We start from the raw sequence: 15,702 nt of genomic DNA on the forward strand, positions 1-15,702 counted from the left end.
GACGCCAGCTACCCAAGGTGCAGGAACCCTGGACTGACGGGCTGCTTAATTAAGCAGCAGCTAAAGCGAAATTATCGTTTTTAGCGTTTAATTTTAGTTTCTCGTTTTTTAAGAGGCCAACGAGAATCCTCTACCCGCTACCCAAGTCTCAACAATCCCGTCGAAACCATTACGCCCCCATGATAAATTCAATTGACAATGTACAATTCTATCGCAAACTCTCCTTGAGCTTCCGGTCGATTTCTCTCTTGGCATCTCTTTCTGCTATATCATCCCTCTTGTCATACAGCTTTTTACCCTTGGCAACTCCAAGTTCTATCTTGACCTTGCCCTTTTTAAAGTAAAGCTGTATAGGCACCAGGGTCAAGCCTTTCTGTTGAGTATATCCTATCAGTCTGTTTATTTCATATCTGTGAAGCAAAAGCTTTCTGTCTCTCATAGGCTCCTTATTGAATATATTACCCTGTTCATAAGGACTGATATGCATACCACTGAGGATAACTTCCCCATTATCTATTCTGGCATAGCTATCCTTGAGGTTTACCTTGCCCTGGCGTATGGATTTTACCTCCGTGCCTGACAACACTATCCCCGCTTCCAGAGTCTGTTCTATAAAATAATCATGCCTGGCCTTTTTATTCTGGGCCACAACTTTTATCTCTTCCTTAGACATAAAAACCTCTATGCAGCTGCGCTGCGAAAAATTCATGCTTGAAAGTGATTTTCCATCAAGCTTTTAGCCTATCAGTACTATTACGGCATATACTGCCTCACCACAGATAAAAATAACCCTTCGGGACGAAAGGTTCTGTACGTAAGTAATATTAACATTTTTACGCTATTACATTATACCACTTTAAACTCAAGTGTCAAGTTAAAGAACCCGGAAAACTGTTCCACTCAACGCCGTATCAGATTTTGAATAGTACTTAATGCCTATATATAGTATATTAACCTCAAGTCCTATAGGTACTATTATTTATTGTTATTTCGTGCTATTTATAGCATAATATAGACACCGGGATTTTCTATACAATTTAAATATACATATTGATGTTTAGTGTTTTCTTGCTCTCAAAATAAATTATCCAGGTTTTCTTACCAACCTCCCCCTACTCTTTGGATATATTTTTAGTCCATTAAGAATAGGGATTATTTTTGTACTGTTGCTTTAATTTCTCAAGAAGATTATAAGGAATCTTCAAATTTCCCCGCCCTTTGCCTATGTCAATGCCGTTTTTAAAGTTACCGTGAAAATCGCTGCCGCCTGTCGGCAGAAGTTCATGCTTAATGGCAAGCCTTAAAAGATTCCCTGTGTCATCCTTTGTATTATCAACATAGTACGCTTCTATGCCCATTAAGCCTGCATTTTTCAAACTGCCAAACAATTTATCAAGTTCGTCCAACGTGTGCTCAAGGTACTTGGGATGCGCTATTACAGGAATCCCGCCTGCGTTAATGATAGACTGTATACTTTCTTCAGGCTTCATCTTGTCCTTCTTAAAATAAGCAGGTTTTCCACTGGATAGATATTTTTCAAAAGCTTCCTCTACGCTCCTTACATAGCCTTTCTTGACGAGGACTTTTGCTATGTGCGGCCTGCCTACAACACTACCTGCCGCCTCGGCTTCTACTTCTTCCAGATTAATATCAAATCCGATTTCATTCAGCTTGTTAATAATTTTGGGATTTCTGATTCTCCGGTTTTCTCTAAGCTTCTCAAGAGTAGCTTTAATGTTTTTGTGAGATTCATCGAAAAAGTAACCCAAAATGTGCATTTCAGGCTTATAATCGGCACTTATTTCAACTCCTGCAACTACTTCAAGTCCGATTCTTTTACCTTCATCAATTGCTTCGTCTACGCCTTCTACCGTGTCGTGATCTGTAAGCGCAATAGCGGAAAGACCGCATTCCTTTGCATGCCGTACAAGCTCTCTGGGAGTCATGCTGCCATCAGATGCGGTGGAATGAGTATGCAAATCTATATATCGTTCCATAGTCCATCCTTAAATCCAATATTCTTCCTTTTTGCAAATCTCAGGAGGAAAGTTCTTTTTATATATCATCTTCAAAATTTTATTCATTATTCTCATAGCTCTACATGCCTGTTCCTTAGTTACAAAGGCCTTTTCAAGAGCTTCCGCAAGTTCATCCGCATCAAGCACCATGAGGGTTCCATCCTTCAAAAGCTTCACGTCGAGAAGCAGATCGATAAGGGTATATGTGTCACTGTCACTCTTATAGTCTACATCGATAATATCACAATACCAGTAAATAAACTTGCCTGAGTTATCATAAAACCGGCTGATTTTATACCCTTCCTTAAGGAATGTATAAGAAATCCCTCCGGAGATATCGGGTCGCGGCCTTATAGCTTTCCACTTTGTAATCAACACCTCTTCATCCCTGTATAGTAGTTCATCGCCTGTTATGTCAATAGTTTCGTTTGGTATATACCTTCTTCTGAATATGGTTGGTTTTTGCAACATTTTCACTCCTTGAACACCGGTTTATTATCAATATATGCTTCATAAAATTCAAAAAGCAAGCAGAGATCCGCCTGCTTCCGAATATTAACTATTTTTCGTTTACAACATCGAGAAGCTCTTTTGATATCTTTTCTATTGTATCCACCGATGAGGCAACTTGTTCCATAGAAGCCAGCTGCTCTTCGGACGCAGCTGCAATATTTTGCAGTTCTCCGATACTCTTGTGGTTTATATTCTTTATATTATAAACAATTTCAGTAATTCTATTTCCACTTTCAGCAACTTGCCTTGTTACACCACTGATCTCCTGTATCTTATCATTTACTTCCATACCGGCAGCAGAAGCCTTGTCAAATGCCTTTCCGGCTTCATTTATTACGCCGAGTCCCTTTCCGACAAACTGGGAACCCCTGTCCATTGCATCAACCGCTTTTTCCGTGTCAGCAAGAACTTCCTTTATAAGATTGGATATATCTTTGGCAGCCCTTTGTGACTGCTCGGCAAGTTTTCTTATTTCTTCCGCTACCACAGCAAAGCCTTTTCCATGCTCACCCGCTCTTGCCGACTCAATAGCTGCATTCAGCGCCAATAGGTTTGTCTGCCCAGCAATTCCTGTTATGACTTCAATTATTTTACCTATTTCACTGGATCTTTCTCCCAGCTTATAGATCGTCTCCTTACTTTCCTCAGTTGTTTTCTCAATTATCTGCATCTCGTTAACTGCGTCCTTAATAATCAAACCGCTTCTCTGAGTCATTTCATTTACCTGCATTGATATATCCGCTATGAACCTATTCTCGTCAGCAATCCTGTTAAGGTTCTTGGATACAGCTTCTACAGCATTTGATGCTTCATCTATATACTTAAGGGTATCTTCCGAACCTGCTGCTATGTTACTGGTATTTTCAGCTATCTGTTCATTTGCTCTTGTAGTATGTGTTGTTATTTCTGACAAGTGTTTTACCGAGTTTGCAAGAACTACGGATACTTCTGAAGATTTTTTCACTATTGAGGAAATGCGCTCCAGCATATTTTTTTGTTCTTCGGCACCCATGACATTTTCCAGCATATTCCTCGTTCTTTTAGCCAATACGGTAAATATTAAAGACAATAAAAGAAGAAGTAATGCTTTAGGTATGACACCAAATATAACTGCATCAGGCACAGTCACATAGTTTTTGTCTTCGAGGAAATTATAATAAACTCCACAAATCTGACTTATAGATAATGCAATTATTGAAAGTCCTACAGCATACCAGCTTAACCCCTTTGAAAAATACAGAGAAGCTATAGCTACCCCGAATACGTAAAGTACAACTATGTGATAAGATAGGAACATACTCACTTCAGCAATCATGAGAGTAGCCACAGTCACATTCAAATACTTCACCCACCATGAATCTTTTTTTAGTAAAAAGACTACAAAGGCAGGAATAACATCCAGTATAATGGAAATTATAATCGCTATTGTCATTACCTTTAAATCGACAATGAAAATGCCTACCACATCAAGGACATACACCAATACTGCAAATATAATCGTTAATAGCATTATTGTTGCCGATAAACGATTAGCCTCGCATTCATTTTTTACCAGAATACCATTCTGATTCATTTGTCCCCCTCCTTAAGTTAATGTTCCGTGCCCGTCAGGTTTTGTTCATAGAATCCGATACTGCAACCTGCAGCATCCCTTTTACATTTATTCTATTAACAACACTTTCAAGCCAGCACAACATATTTAGTTGATAAATATTTATGTTAATCCAAATTATAGCTCGCAGCATTTACGTGCAAAGAATTCAAAAATCCAATTAATTTAGCATAATTCAACATAAAATTTCCCAAACATCTTATTTATAAATTATACATTAAAGACCAAAAGCTGTAAAATTAAATTTTGAAAAAAAACAATATTTATTTCCCATATTATTCCATATGAATTTGTACGATGTTATAATATAAAGAACTAAGTTAGGGGGTTTAGACATTGAAGGAAAAAAGGTCATGCAATAACTGTTTAAAAGGAACACCGATGACAGTTAACAGCGATATTTTATGCAGGGATAAAGGCGTAGTTTCTCCTGATTATGTTTGCTCAAAGCACAGATACTCCCCTGTTCCCAAAACCTATAAAGACCTTAATTTTAAATGCGTCCACTGTGAAAACTTCATACTTAACATAAATAATTCGAAAGATACACCAGGTTTAGGTTTGTGCCAATTGTTTTCTGTCCGCCCGTTCAATGGCGAAAATAAAAACGCATGTTCAAAATTTATTAGAAAGACTCAATCGGAAGTATCCTGACAAGATTTACATTAATATCTCTCATAAGATTCAAATGTGAAAATACCGATATATATAGTGGACATATATCAATTCCCATATAAATTAAGTTAATTATGTAGTATAATTTATAGCATAAGCTTGTCTGTGCTTAAGGAGCTGATTCCGTTCCTGTTTCATTTTACAACAGTTACGGTTTATACATGTTGATTTGGAGTGAAGAATGTGAATCTTAATGTCAGAGATATATTTATACAAAAACTTAATGAGGTCCAAAGCAAAGTACCTATAAAAATAAATGGATTTCAACAGGATAGCAGTTCCTTTCAGGAAGTACTGGATAGTGCTGTAGGCAATACACAAACCGAAGGGCTGCCTTCATCAAAGTCCAATGCAATTGATAAGGAAGGCAAAGACAGAAGCAAAGATGTGGAAAGAGCCAGGATTTCCAGAGCAAATAGTTCTGCAGTTATACCTAAAGACAAGGAAAAGCTCATGGAGCTCATCAATGTCAACATTGACGCTGCTTCAAAGAAATACGGAGTAGATGCAAATCTTATCAGAGCTGTAATAAGACAGGAATCCAGCTTTAATCCAAATTCTCTTTCCCATTCCGGCGCACAGGGCCTTATGCAGCTTATGCCCGGTACGGCAGACGCTCTTGGTGTGGAAAATCCATGGGATATTGCACAGAATATTGAAGGTGGAACCAAATATCTGAGAGATCAACTAAAAGCTTTCAACGGAGATATCAGCCTTGCTTTGGCAGCCTATAATGCAGGTCCTAACGCTGTTAGAAGATATAACGGCATACCGCCTTATGCAGAAACTCAGGATTATGTAATAAAAGTAATGAAATATTACAGACAGTATTCCGGATAGAGAAAAGGTGGCTAATGCCACCTTTATTTGCGCTTTTGCCTTTCCGAAGTATTGATGAAAAGCTGTCTAAACACATAAATTCAAACTTTCAAGCAATTATAATGTATCAACCAATACTCCAAACTCCTGCTCAATCTCTCTAATGCTTCTACCTAGCAAATCCCTTTTTGTAAAATCAAACATAACCGGTGGCAGCAGAATCAAGTCAGGCTTTTCCAGATACCTGAATTTTTCTTCCAAAAACTGTGCAATATCCTGGATCGTCAGTAATCCGGCACACATAATGCTTCCTCCAAAGTACCGGTTTTTTATACCATATATTTCATAATCAAATGCCAAGCCGCTGATATCCAACAATTTTTTTATAATCTCTACAGCTAGCTCCGAAGTTAAAAACCATATTTTGTTTTTGCATATATTATTCTTCATATGTCTTTTGGGAAGCAGATTTCTTTCTATTACTCTTTCTATCTGCTTTACAACCTCAGGATCCACATCATATAAGAAGACCAATCCTGAAGATGAATTTTTTGGTTTCTTCAGCCTTATCTCAAATACCTTGCCGGATCTTTCCACATGCAGCAGCGGATTACTAGAGCTAAAAGCTTTATTGTAAGCTTCTACCCGTGAATTAACCTTATCACCGTTTATTTCACGGATGATGTCCCCGGGCATTATTCCGGCTGCCCGCGAAGGTGTACCCCTGATTACCCCTTCAACCCTGGCTGACAGGTCATTAATAAAAGGTGGCTCAACTATAACAGGTATTTCATATTTTTGCCTTAATACCCGTATCAGCAAATCGACTTCCCTATATATATGCGCAATATCACGGTGCTTTTCCGTTTTATCCGTATACCCCGGAAGAAATATCCTGACTGCTTCTGCGTCATTGCTGTCTAAGAGCAACACCACGTCCTCAACATCACACTCATCCATAATATCAGGAATATACACCATACTTCCGGAAAACTTAATCCTGCCTTTTAGCATCGCTATTATATCTGACACACTTCTGCTTCTTTTTATTCCCAAAACCTTATTACGTTTTTCTGCATCGACACAGTTGACAGAAATATTCAGTTCTATGTTACCTAATCGTACAAACTCGTCGACCAGCTCTTCCGTGAGCAAAATCCCATTTGTTGTGACTTGTACCGTTGTTTCCGGAAATCTGCACCTGATCAACGATAAGATACTGGAAAAATCCTTATGCAGTAAAGGTTCACCCTCAACTATTCTGGTTGCAGATTCCCCAATTACTATTTTCTTGTTGGGAGATATATAATTTAATAGTTCGTCAAAATCCTCCATTTTCATCTCCGGAATCTGAAAAACTTCTATCTCACTGGGGTTTTGCTTATGACTGCAGAAAACACATGATGTATTGCACTTTGTTATTATAGGCAATATATTGGTTCTAAAAACTGTATTTATGATATATTCTTTGCTTGCTATTTTCATAATACCTCTGCTCCATCAGCCCTACCAACAAAAAAACAGGTTTTGGCAATTAAAGTTACATAATTTAGCATAATACTAACAAAAAAATACTTAAGTTCTATAAAAAAATAAAATTTTACATAGCATGTACAAATATTAATCCACACTGTCCACATACTTATCCACATCTCAAAATATAACAAAATGCGTGCTTTATACAGAATTTCCACATTATTAACACTTTATATTTCAACACTGTCAGACAAAAAACAGGAACATAAAAATAGGCCTTAAGACCCATTGCATGTGAAGGTTTATGTATTCTTTGCATCATCCAGTTTATTCGACACACGTTCATTTTATGTCAATTCATCTGCATAATAATACAGTTTATGTATAAAATTCCCATCAAAAAGGATACAACTGTTTATTCCTAAATAATAAAGTTATCCACAGTTATCTCTCACCCAGTCTGAGCCCCGGAACAGCATTCAAATTCATATCTGATCTATGCCCGTTAGCATATTCGTAATAAGCTGCACAAGCAATCATAGCAGCATTATCGGTACACAAAACAGGTCTTGGGTAGAAAACCTCCATCCCCGCTTTTTCCGCCTCAGATTTCATATATTTTCGTAAAGCAGAATTTGCCGCTACCCCGCCAGCAATAGTAATAGTTCTGACATTCCTTAGCTTTGCAGCTTCAATGGTGTTTCTCACCAAAACATCAACTACTGCTTGCTGAAAACTCGCAGCAACATCCTCTACAGGGCATTTCTCGGCTTTTTGCTCAAGGTTGTTAAGATAATTGAGCACTGAAGTTTTTACTCCGCTAAAGCTGAAATCCAGGCTGCCATCGCTGAAATAAACCCTTGGGAAGTCTATGGCCTTACTATTCCCGCTCTGAGCAGCCTTATCTATCAAAGGCCCTCCGGGATAGCCCATTCCTATGGCCCTGGCAATTTTGTCAAAAGCTTCACCCGCTGCATCATCCCTTGTCTGTCCCATAATTTCAAACTTATCGTAGCTATGTACATAAACAATATGACTATGTCCTCCTGATGCAACAAGACATATAAAAGGCGGCTCAAGCTCTTCAAAATCAAGATAATTTGCTGCTATATGCCCTTCTATATGGTGTACTCCCACAAGTGGCTTATTCTTGGCAAAAGCCATACCTTTAGCAGCTGATAATCCTACAAGAAGAGCTCCTACAAGTCCAGGCCCATAAGTAACACCAACCACGTCTATGTCATCGATTTTTATTCCAGCTTCCTCTATAGCCTGATTAATGACATGCATCACCAGCTCCACATGCTTTCTGGAAGCTATTTCAGGTACTACCCCTCCATATTTCTGATGTACATCAATCTGTGAAGATATAATATTTGAAAGTATCTGTCTACCGTCTTTTACCACCGCAGCCGAAGTTTCATCACAGCTTGTCTCTATACCAAGTACGATTATCTCTTTCACCATAAACACCTGCGCTTTTCATATCAATAGTTCTCAATATATAATAGCTTAACGGATAAGCTTTTACAAGCATATATGTCGGGACTCATATCTTCCTTATGAATATATTAAGCAATGATTTCACGTTTTATCCGTAAAAAAGCATGTGCATATGTATCTAAAATAATAGAAAAAGCTCTTCCTGTCGTATTTAGGAAAAGCCTCTTCTATTGTTCAATAGTCAATTCTGTATTAAGCAGGCAGTAAAAGGGGGTGAATTAAATCTTAAAAACTGCCCCGCTCAATGCATCTATTTCAAGAGATATTTTGCCATTGCTGATATTATGCATCTTTCCGCTTATTTCTTCATAGACCTTGCCTGTATCCCTGTTTATATCTATTTCGAAAGTCTGCACCGTTTCACTGTTGTTTATCACCACTAAAAGTTCTTCATCGTCAGCCTGTCTTGAAAATGCATATATATTTTTCTGCAAATCAACAGATTTAGTAACGTATTTTCCAAGCATTGATTTCATATATTTCTTTCTTATGGCAATAATCTTTTTATAGTAATTGAATATATCCGTTGAAACCTCATCATCATCCCATTTCATAGGTTTCCTGTATTCTACCTCTTCCCTTCCCATTAAGCCTTTTTCATCCCCGTAATATATGGAAGGCATACCTACATGCATCATCTGGAATAAAGCAGCCGTCTTAAGTCTCCTTATATCTCCATCTGCATACGAGAGAAACCTTATTACATCATGGCTGTCAAGAAGGTTCATTTGCGCATACTGAATATTGTGCTTATATCTCATTAGAAGATAGTTTATTCTAGCATCAAACTGAACTGCACTAATGACACTTTTTGCAAAATAATCAATACATGCATATGTAAAGTTATAGTTCATCAAAGAGTCAAACTGATCGCCCTGTACCCATGCCCTTGCATCATCCCATATTTCTCCTATTAAAAGAGCATCGGGTTTTACAGCCTTTACTGCTTTTCTGAATTCCCTCCAAAAATCGTGGTTTACCTCATTTGCTACATCAAGCCTCCATCCGTCAATATCAGCTTCCTTAATCCAGTATTTTCCCACGTCTACGAAATAATCGACAACCTCTTTTTTTCCGGTATTCAGCTTGGGCATTGTCTCAACATATGCAAAGCATTCATAATTAGGGTTTTTTTCATATCTGAGAGGAAAATCATAAATATAGAACCAGTCCTTATATTCCGACTTCTCCCCTTTTTCCCTCAAATCCCTGAATGCAAAGAAGTCCGGTCCCGAGTGGTTGAATACTGCATCGAGAACAACCCTGACTCCTGACTCGTGACATTTTTTTACAAGCTCTTTAAAATCCTCATTTGAACCAAAGCACGGGTCAACAGAGTAATAATCTATAGTATCGTACTTATGCCACGAGTTTGCGGCGAAAATCGGGTTCAGGTATATGCAATTGATACCCAGCTCCACGATATACGGTATATTATCAATTATGTCCCTCAGAGTACCTCCGTTCATATTACGGCTACATACACCATTATCGATTTTTATCTCCTTGCGTGCACGGATGGCCTTATCCCCGGAGCCGACAAAGCTGTCAGGGAATATCTGATAAATTACCGCTTCTTTTGCCCATCCCGGAACTTCAGCAATATCTTCCTCTCTGATATAATGGAATGTAAAGTACTTCTGACGATCATAATCCAGTTTTTCATGGAAGTCATTGTCATAATAGTAAAGCGACTCTATACCGTCATAAATCATAAAATAATAACATACTCTGGTGAGCTTTGTATGAACTGTCGCCTCAAAATAATCATAAAACCTGTCTGAGGCAACGACAAACATTTCGACATTTTCCATACGGACAGGATTTCCCTGGAACATTCTGTCGCCAAAGCACACAACACATCTTTTAAGATCATTCTTTTTCGCCCTCAGCCTTACTATAAAGGTATTTTTATCTATAGCATGGCAGTATTCCGAATATGTCGAATGATATATTGCTTCCAATAGCATGATAAATCTCTCCTTAATTTGCTAATCTCTTATGGCATATACTTGCCGTATAACTACTTAAAATCATATCTTAGAAGCACCTGCACTCAATCCTTCTACAATATACTTCTGTAAATATGTAAACAATATTGTTATTGGAATAGCTACAAGCACCGATCCTGCAGCAAACATAGTAAATTCTGTATTGGTTCTTCCGGTTACCATCTCAAACAGCCCTATTGCAAGCGTCTTCTTATCATCGGACCTTAGTACCAGCCTTGCAAAAATGAAGTCCATCCAAGGTGATATGAAGCTTTGCAATGCAATAAAAGTAAGAATCGGTGTGGATATCGGCATAATAACTTTTAAAAATATAGTAATATTACTCGCACCATCGATCTTTGCCGCCTCCGGTAATGACCGCGGCAGACCATCCATATATCCTTTTACAAGCCATACACCTCCTGGAATAGCCCCACCTGCATATACCAGAATCAACCCCATATGTGTGTTTATAAGATTCAGTTGTAGTAATAGTATAAAAATTGCAAACATACTCATAAAGCCCGGAAACATCTGTACGACAAGCATTGTCATCAGCGTAAATTTTCTTCCCTTGAACCTGAATTGTGATAGTGCATAGGAAGTAATAATTATTAACAAAGTCGCACATATCATTGTAAGAATTGCAATCTTAAAAGTATTCCAATACCATAAGCCAAAGTTTTTTCCATACTGTCTGTCATTAAAAATTTCCTGATAATGGGCAAATGTAATTTTCTCCGGTACCAGGGACACACTATATAGTGAAGAGCCTGTGTTGAAAGAGGCCATAATAGTCCATAATATAGGTATAACCGATTGAATCGCCATTATAGTGAGGATTAGATAAATGCCACCTTTTGTTATCTTTTTTCTGACTTCTGAAGCCATCATTGTATCATATCCTCCTCTTTAAATGATTTTGTCCGGCGGAAATTAATTATTGAAATTACAGCAATAAGAATGAATATAAGTATTGATACTACAGATGCAAGATTGTATTTGTTATTATCAAGCGTAAGTTTGTAAATCCAGGATAGCAGTATGTCAGTTCCTCCGGCAAACTGATAGTCCGGATTTGCAGGTCCACCCTCGTTAATCAGATAAATCAGTGTAAAATTGTTAAAATTACCGGTAAACCCTAAAATCAGCAGTGGTGCAGCTGCAAACATAACCAGAGGAATAGTGATCTTCCAGAATTTCTGGCTTTCAGAAGCACCCTCAACTTCAGCTGCTTCATATAAATCCTTTGATATTCCGGTTAGTATGCCGGACATCATTGCCATATAGTATGGAAAGGAGAGCCAGATATTTACCATGATACATACAGTCTTTGCCAGATTGGCATCTGAAAGCCACGGAAGCCCCTCCATACCCATTGATACAAGGAACTTATTTACAGGACCGAACTGCCCGTTGAAGATAGTACGCATAATTAAAATTGAAATAAAGGACGGCATCGCCCAGGGTAAAATATATAATGTACGCCAAAACTTTTTAATCTGTATACCTTTACTATTAATCAGTACTGCAAAAACCAATCCGAAGAAAAAGCTGGTTATAGTAGCGAGTATAGCCCATATCACTGTCCACAGGCCGACACCTATGAATGTTGTCTTATATGCAGTCATGGTAAACAGGCTTTTAAAGGTATCAAAACCTACCCATTCCACAAGTACACGGGGAGGCAAATGATTTGGACCCGAGTAGTCTGTAAAAGCAATCATGACTCCGAATATTAATGGCAGAACAGTTAGGAACAATACAAAAATAAACGCAGGTGAGAGTAGTAAGTATGGAAATCCTTTGTCCAGCAAAGTCGAAATTGAAGTTTTAAAATTATTGGCCAGCTTACCCTTATCTCTTAGTTTTCCTACTTTATAGGCATCAGACACATTGATAAGGTAAAGGACAAGAAATACCACCGCAACCATAAGCCCTATAATACCTAGAACCATCAGGAATATTGAATGATCCCCCTGTACTACCTTGCCCTTCACTATCCTTTGGGGAGTTTCTCCAAGCGTAATAAGCCCCCATATGCTTCTTCCTATATATGGAATCATAAAAATTATAAACGCTGTTTCAATTGCTGCAAGTATAATGCCTTTTATATACTGTTTGTTGTATATCTGCCCCAGACCCATATATAAAACCGATAATGCCCCTGCTTTCTTAGAATGAGAATTCATCTAAGATTCCCCTTTCTCATAAATTCCAGAAATAAGCCAAATCAGGCAACTTAAAAATGTTCAGCTTCAAAACATGAAGCAGCCGTAAAGGCCACTTCGTGTTTTAAAGTTCAGGAAAATCCTTATTTGTTTGCAGCTATAAGCTGATCCAGCTTCTTTCTTGCATCATCAAGTGTTGCCTTTACGTTTGCCCCTTTGTTCCATATGGGCTCCAGTGCAGGATTCATAACTTGCCATACGCTAATCATTTCAGGAATGTTAGGCATTGGGATAGCATAGCTTGCCTGTTCCAGGAAAGCTTTAGCCAACTCATCATTTACAACGGCAGAATCATTCATCAGTTCTTTATAAACCGGTATTTGACCTGTTTCAGCGAAACGCCTCTTGATCATCTCTTTTGATGTAGCAAACATTGCAAAAAGTTTAGAAGCCTCCGGATACTGGGTGTAAGAATTTATGTATAATCCACGTACGCCGGCAAAGGATTTGGGATGTTCACCATTTGGTAAAACCGGTAGAGGCATAGCTCCAACTTCTATTTTATTATCTCTTGCATCCTTGACACCTTCCATAAGACTTAGGTTGAATGCAAGTTTTCCTTGAGCAAAAAGTCCCTTCTTAATGTCATATGTGAGGTCCTGAATCTTCAGAGGTAAAATCTCCTTTAACTTCTGATAGTATTCGATCCCCTTTACGGCTCCTTCATTATTGATACCAATATCCTTAGGATCCGAGCCGTTATTTCCGAATACGTATCCACCGAATCCTGCGAAGAATGCGTGTGTATAGTAGAATGTTGAAGGCTCAAACATAAATCCGTATTTTTCTTTTTTTACATCATTAAATGTCTTACAGAAATTGATCAAATCATCAAAAGTTTTTGGTAGTTCTTTTACAAGTGCCTTATTGTAAAGCAGTGCATAAGTTTCAACAACCGTAGGATAACCATATGTCTGATCCTGGTATTTCAATGCAGTACCGGCTACATCTATAAACTGTGAAAAGTCTAATTCGTTCGGCAATACAAGACCAGAATTGCATACTGTAGGAATATTGTCGTGGTTCATTTCAAATACATCTGCTCCCTGCTTGGCAGGTCCGTCTGTCTGGATTTTCTTGGGAGAATCTGAGTGTGAAACAGGTTCAATTACCACAGGGATGTTGTATTTAGCCGTAAAGTCCTTAGCTACACCTTCCATCCACTTCTTTTCAGTTCCTTCATTAATCCATACTTTAAGCTTCGCACCAGGTTCAGCCTTAATTTCTTCATCCTGGTCTGCATCTCCCGCAGCAGCACTGCCTTCGTTACCGTTTGCAGCTTTTGTTGTAGCCGGCTTTTCTCCACCATTTGTGTCTGTAGCCTTGCTACTGCAGCCTACTGCACTAAAAACCATCAATGCTGCCAATACTACGGCCAGCACTCTTGCAAGAACTCTTTTTGACATCTTGTTCATTTGGATATTCCCCCTACCATTTTATTTTATCAAAAGGCTTTTTTGTACCTTTTAACAGCTTAAATCATCCCTCGAGTCAACTGTTGCCGCCGCAGGCAGTCGTTAAGGGCTAACAGGATATGTATAAAGAATTGTGGCTGTACATCTATAAATATATTGGTTAACCGGTTAACCAATTAATAAAAAAAATTATATACTTTTAGTGGATTCCCTGACAACCAGCTTAATTGGCAATGTAATTCTTTCCTTTGTACTCACACCGGATTCTATATCATCAAGTAGCGTATCTGCCGCAATGACACCTTTTTTAAAAATATTCTGACTTATAGTCGTTAGTCCCGGCGTTACAAATTCACACATTTTAAGATTGTCAAACCCTACTATGGACAAATCATCAGGTATGGATTTTCCGTTTTTCACAAAAGACTTCATTATGCCCAAAGCCAGAATATCTGCCACAGCAAATACGGCAGTAATATCACTGTTTCTTTTCAGTATCTCCTCACCTATTCTATAGCCTCCGGCAAAGGATACTTCATCCTCATAAATCAGCTTTTCATCAAAAGTTATGTTGGAATCCTGTAAAGCCTTTTTATACCCTTCATACCTCATAAAGTTTACATCACTGGTATTTATAGAGCCTGTCGCAAGTGCAATTCTTTTGTGTCCCAGTGATATAAGGTGGTTTGCAGCAGTCATACCACCGGATTTGTCATCAATTGCTATGTTATGAAATCTTCCGGTGTACTTCTCATAAGTATCTATTAATACAACCGGTATATTCATCTTTTTAAATTCATTAAACAAAGCCTCCGGATAGATACCCATTATTATTATCCCATCCAGGTTTCTTTTCTTGATCCACTCCTTACAGCTTTGTCCCGATTTGGTACCGGTAATAAGATAATCATAGCCTCTTAGCTTAGTTCCATGTTCTATTCCGCCAATAAACTCTCCATAGAAAAAATTATCCCGCGATAAAAAACTGGTATCGGTATTTTCTTCAATATAGGGAAGCATTACACCAATAAGGTTCGATTTTCTCTTTGCTAAACTGCGTGCAGTAAAATCCGGCTGATAGTCCAGTTCCTTTACTGCCTGCAAAACACGCTCCCTTGTTTCTTCCGAGGTTTTGTTTATATCATTTAATACATTGGAAATAGTGGCAACAGAAACTCCAAGATACTTTGCCACGTCACGGATTGTTGTTCGATTCTTCATTCCATCTCCCGCTAGTTAGTCAATCAGTTAACCGGTTAACTATGTAAACTTAACCGCAAATTAATAATAACATTTCCCACTAATGTTTGTCAATATCTATGTTTCATGGAATTTTATCTATGAAATAACTATTGCCCTATAACAAAAAAACATGGAGTTGTTATACCCCATGTCCCCAAATAGGAGAAATGCTAATGTTCACCATTATATTACCAAAGTATTCCTTCA

At 38.1% G+C, this 15,702-nt stretch carries 13 protein-coding genes and 1 other RNA gene; 2 read left to right on the top strand and 12 right to left on the bottom strand.

All coding sequences use genetic code 11. The features are described from left to right. From ssrA to N3I35_14680, 5 genes are all read right to left on the bottom strand, one after another. Positions 1–179: a transfer-messenger RNA gene (ssrA, locus tag N3I35_14660) on the bottom strand; the annotation flags it as partial. A 29-nt stretch (positions 180–208) separates the two neighbouring features. Continuing rightward, on the bottom strand, positions 209–673 hold the full coding sequence (smpB, locus tag N3I35_14665) for an SsrA-binding protein SmpB (protein MCX8131320.1): 465 nt from the start codon (positions 671–673) through the stop codon (positions 209–211). A gap of 466 nt (positions 674–1,139) precedes the next feature. Then, positions 1,140–1,997: a PHP domain-containing protein gene (locus N3I35_14670; protein MCX8131321.1), complete on the bottom strand. Its 858-nt coding sequence runs from the start codon at positions 1,995–1,997 to the stop codon at positions 1,140–1,142. A 9-nt stretch (positions 1,998–2,006) separates the two neighbouring features. After that, positions 2,007–2,489, bottom strand: a complete 483-nt coding sequence (locus tag N3I35_14675) for a DUF402 domain-containing protein (protein ID MCX8131322.1) — start codon at positions 2,487–2,489, stop codon at positions 2,007–2,009. 88 nt (positions 2,490–2,577) lie between these two features. Next, positions 2,578–4,104, bottom strand: a complete 1,527-nt coding sequence (locus N3I35_14680; GenBank protein MCX8131323.1) for a methyl-accepting chemotaxis protein — start codon at positions 4,102–4,104, stop codon at positions 2,578–2,580. A gap of 375 nt (positions 4,105–4,479) precedes the next feature. On the opposite strand from N3I35_14680, the gene N3I35_14685 reads away from it, so the two are divergent. Both N3I35_14685 and N3I35_14690 read left to right on the top strand, forming a co-directional pair. Continuing rightward, on the top strand, positions 4,480–4,797 hold the full coding sequence (locus N3I35_14685) for a hypothetical protein (GenBank protein ID MCX8131324.1): 318 nt from the start codon (positions 4,480–4,482) through the stop codon (positions 4,795–4,797). Between the two features lie 204 nt (positions 4,798–5,001). Then, positions 5,002–5,658, top strand: a complete 657-nt coding sequence (locus N3I35_14690) for a lytic transglycosylase domain-containing protein (GenBank protein MCX8131325.1) — start codon at positions 5,002–5,004, stop codon at positions 5,656–5,658. A gap of 96 nt (positions 5,659–5,754) precedes the next feature. Here the strand turns inward: N3I35_14690 and N3I35_14695 are convergent, their stop codons facing one another. From N3I35_14695 to N3I35_14725, 7 genes are all read right to left on the bottom strand, one after another. Next, positions 5,755–7,122, bottom strand: coding sequence for a DUF512 domain-containing protein (locus tag N3I35_14695; protein ID MCX8131326.1), 1,368 nt, complete (start codon positions 7,120–7,122; stop codon positions 5,755–5,757). Between the two features lie 435 nt (positions 7,123–7,557). Next, positions 7,558–8,577 carry a tRNA (adenosine(37)-N6)-threonylcarbamoyltransferase complex transferase subunit TsaD gene (tsaD, locus tag N3I35_14700; GenBank protein ID MCX8131327.1) on the bottom strand — a complete coding sequence of 340 codons (1,020 nt, stop codon included), beginning with the start codon at positions 8,575–8,577 and terminating at the stop codon, positions 7,558–7,560. A gap of 257 nt (positions 8,578–8,834) precedes the next feature. Then, entirely contained in the window at positions 8,835–10,586 is a 1,752-nt protein-coding gene (locus tag N3I35_14705; protein ID MCX8131328.1) for an alpha-glycosidase, read from the bottom strand. A gap of 63 nt (positions 10,587–10,649) precedes the next feature. Then, positions 10,650–11,501, bottom strand: a complete 852-nt coding sequence (locus N3I35_14710; protein ID MCX8131329.1) for a sugar ABC transporter permease — start codon at positions 11,499–11,501, stop codon at positions 10,650–10,652. Beyond that, on the bottom strand, positions 11,498–12,799 hold the full coding sequence (locus tag N3I35_14715; GenBank protein ID MCX8131330.1) for a sugar ABC transporter permease: 1,302 nt from the start codon (positions 12,797–12,799) through the stop codon (positions 11,498–11,500). Before N3I35_14715 ends, N3I35_14710 begins: the two co-directional genes overlap by 4 nt. Positions 12,800–12,921: 122 nt before the next feature. After that, positions 12,922–14,253 carry a maltose ABC transporter substrate-binding protein gene (locus N3I35_14720; protein ID MCX8131331.1) on the bottom strand — a complete coding sequence of 444 codons (1,332 nt, stop codon included), beginning with the start codon at positions 14,251–14,253 and terminating at the stop codon, positions 12,922–12,924. A gap of 189 nt (positions 14,254–14,442) precedes the next feature. Further along, on the bottom strand, positions 14,443–15,474 hold the full coding sequence (locus tag N3I35_14725; protein ID MCX8131332.1) for a LacI family transcriptional regulator: 1,032 nt from the start codon (positions 15,472–15,474) through the stop codon (positions 14,443–14,445). Positions 15,475–15,702 lie beyond the last annotated feature (228 nt).

The sequence above is a fragment of the Clostridia bacterium genome, from assembly GCA_026414765.1.
GTDB lineage: Bacteria > Bacillota > Clostridia > Acetivibrionales > DSM-27016 > SKW86.

Coding starts and splice junctions, on each gene's coding strand:
- smpB (MCX8131320.1), bottom strand. CDS start 673: ATGTCTAAGGAAGAGATAAAAGTTGTGGCCCAGAATAAAAAGGCCAGG.
- N3I35_14670 (MCX8131321.1), bottom strand. CDS start 1,997: ATGGAACGATATATAGATTTGCATACTCATTCCACCGCATCTGATGGC.
- N3I35_14675 (MCX8131322.1), bottom strand. CDS start 2,489: ATGTTGCAAAAACCAACCATATTCAGAAGAAGGTATATACCAAACGAA.
- N3I35_14680 (MCX8131323.1), bottom strand. CDS start 4,104: ATGAATCAGAATGGTATTCTGGTAAAAAATGAATGCGAGGCTAATCGT.
- N3I35_14695 (MCX8131326.1), bottom strand. CDS start 7,122: ATGAAAATAGCAAGCAAAGAATATATCATAAATACAGTTTTTAGAACC.
- N3I35_14705 (MCX8131328.1), bottom strand. CDS start 10,586: ATGCTATTGGAAGCAATATATCATTCGACATATTCGGAATACTGCCAT.
- N3I35_14710 (MCX8131329.1), bottom strand. CDS start 11,501: ATGATGGCTTCAGAAGTCAGAAAAAAGATAACAAAAGGTGGCATTTAT.
- N3I35_14715 (MCX8131330.1), bottom strand. CDS start 12,799: ATGAATTCTCATTCTAAGAAAGCAGGGGCATTATCGGTTTTATATATG.
- N3I35_14720 (MCX8131331.1), bottom strand. CDS start 14,253: ATGAACAAGATGTCAAAAAGAGTTCTTGCAAGAGTGCTGGCCGTAGTA.
- N3I35_14725 (MCX8131332.1), bottom strand. CDS start 15,474: ATGAAGAATCGAACAACAATCCGTGACGTGGCAAAGTATCTTGGAGTT.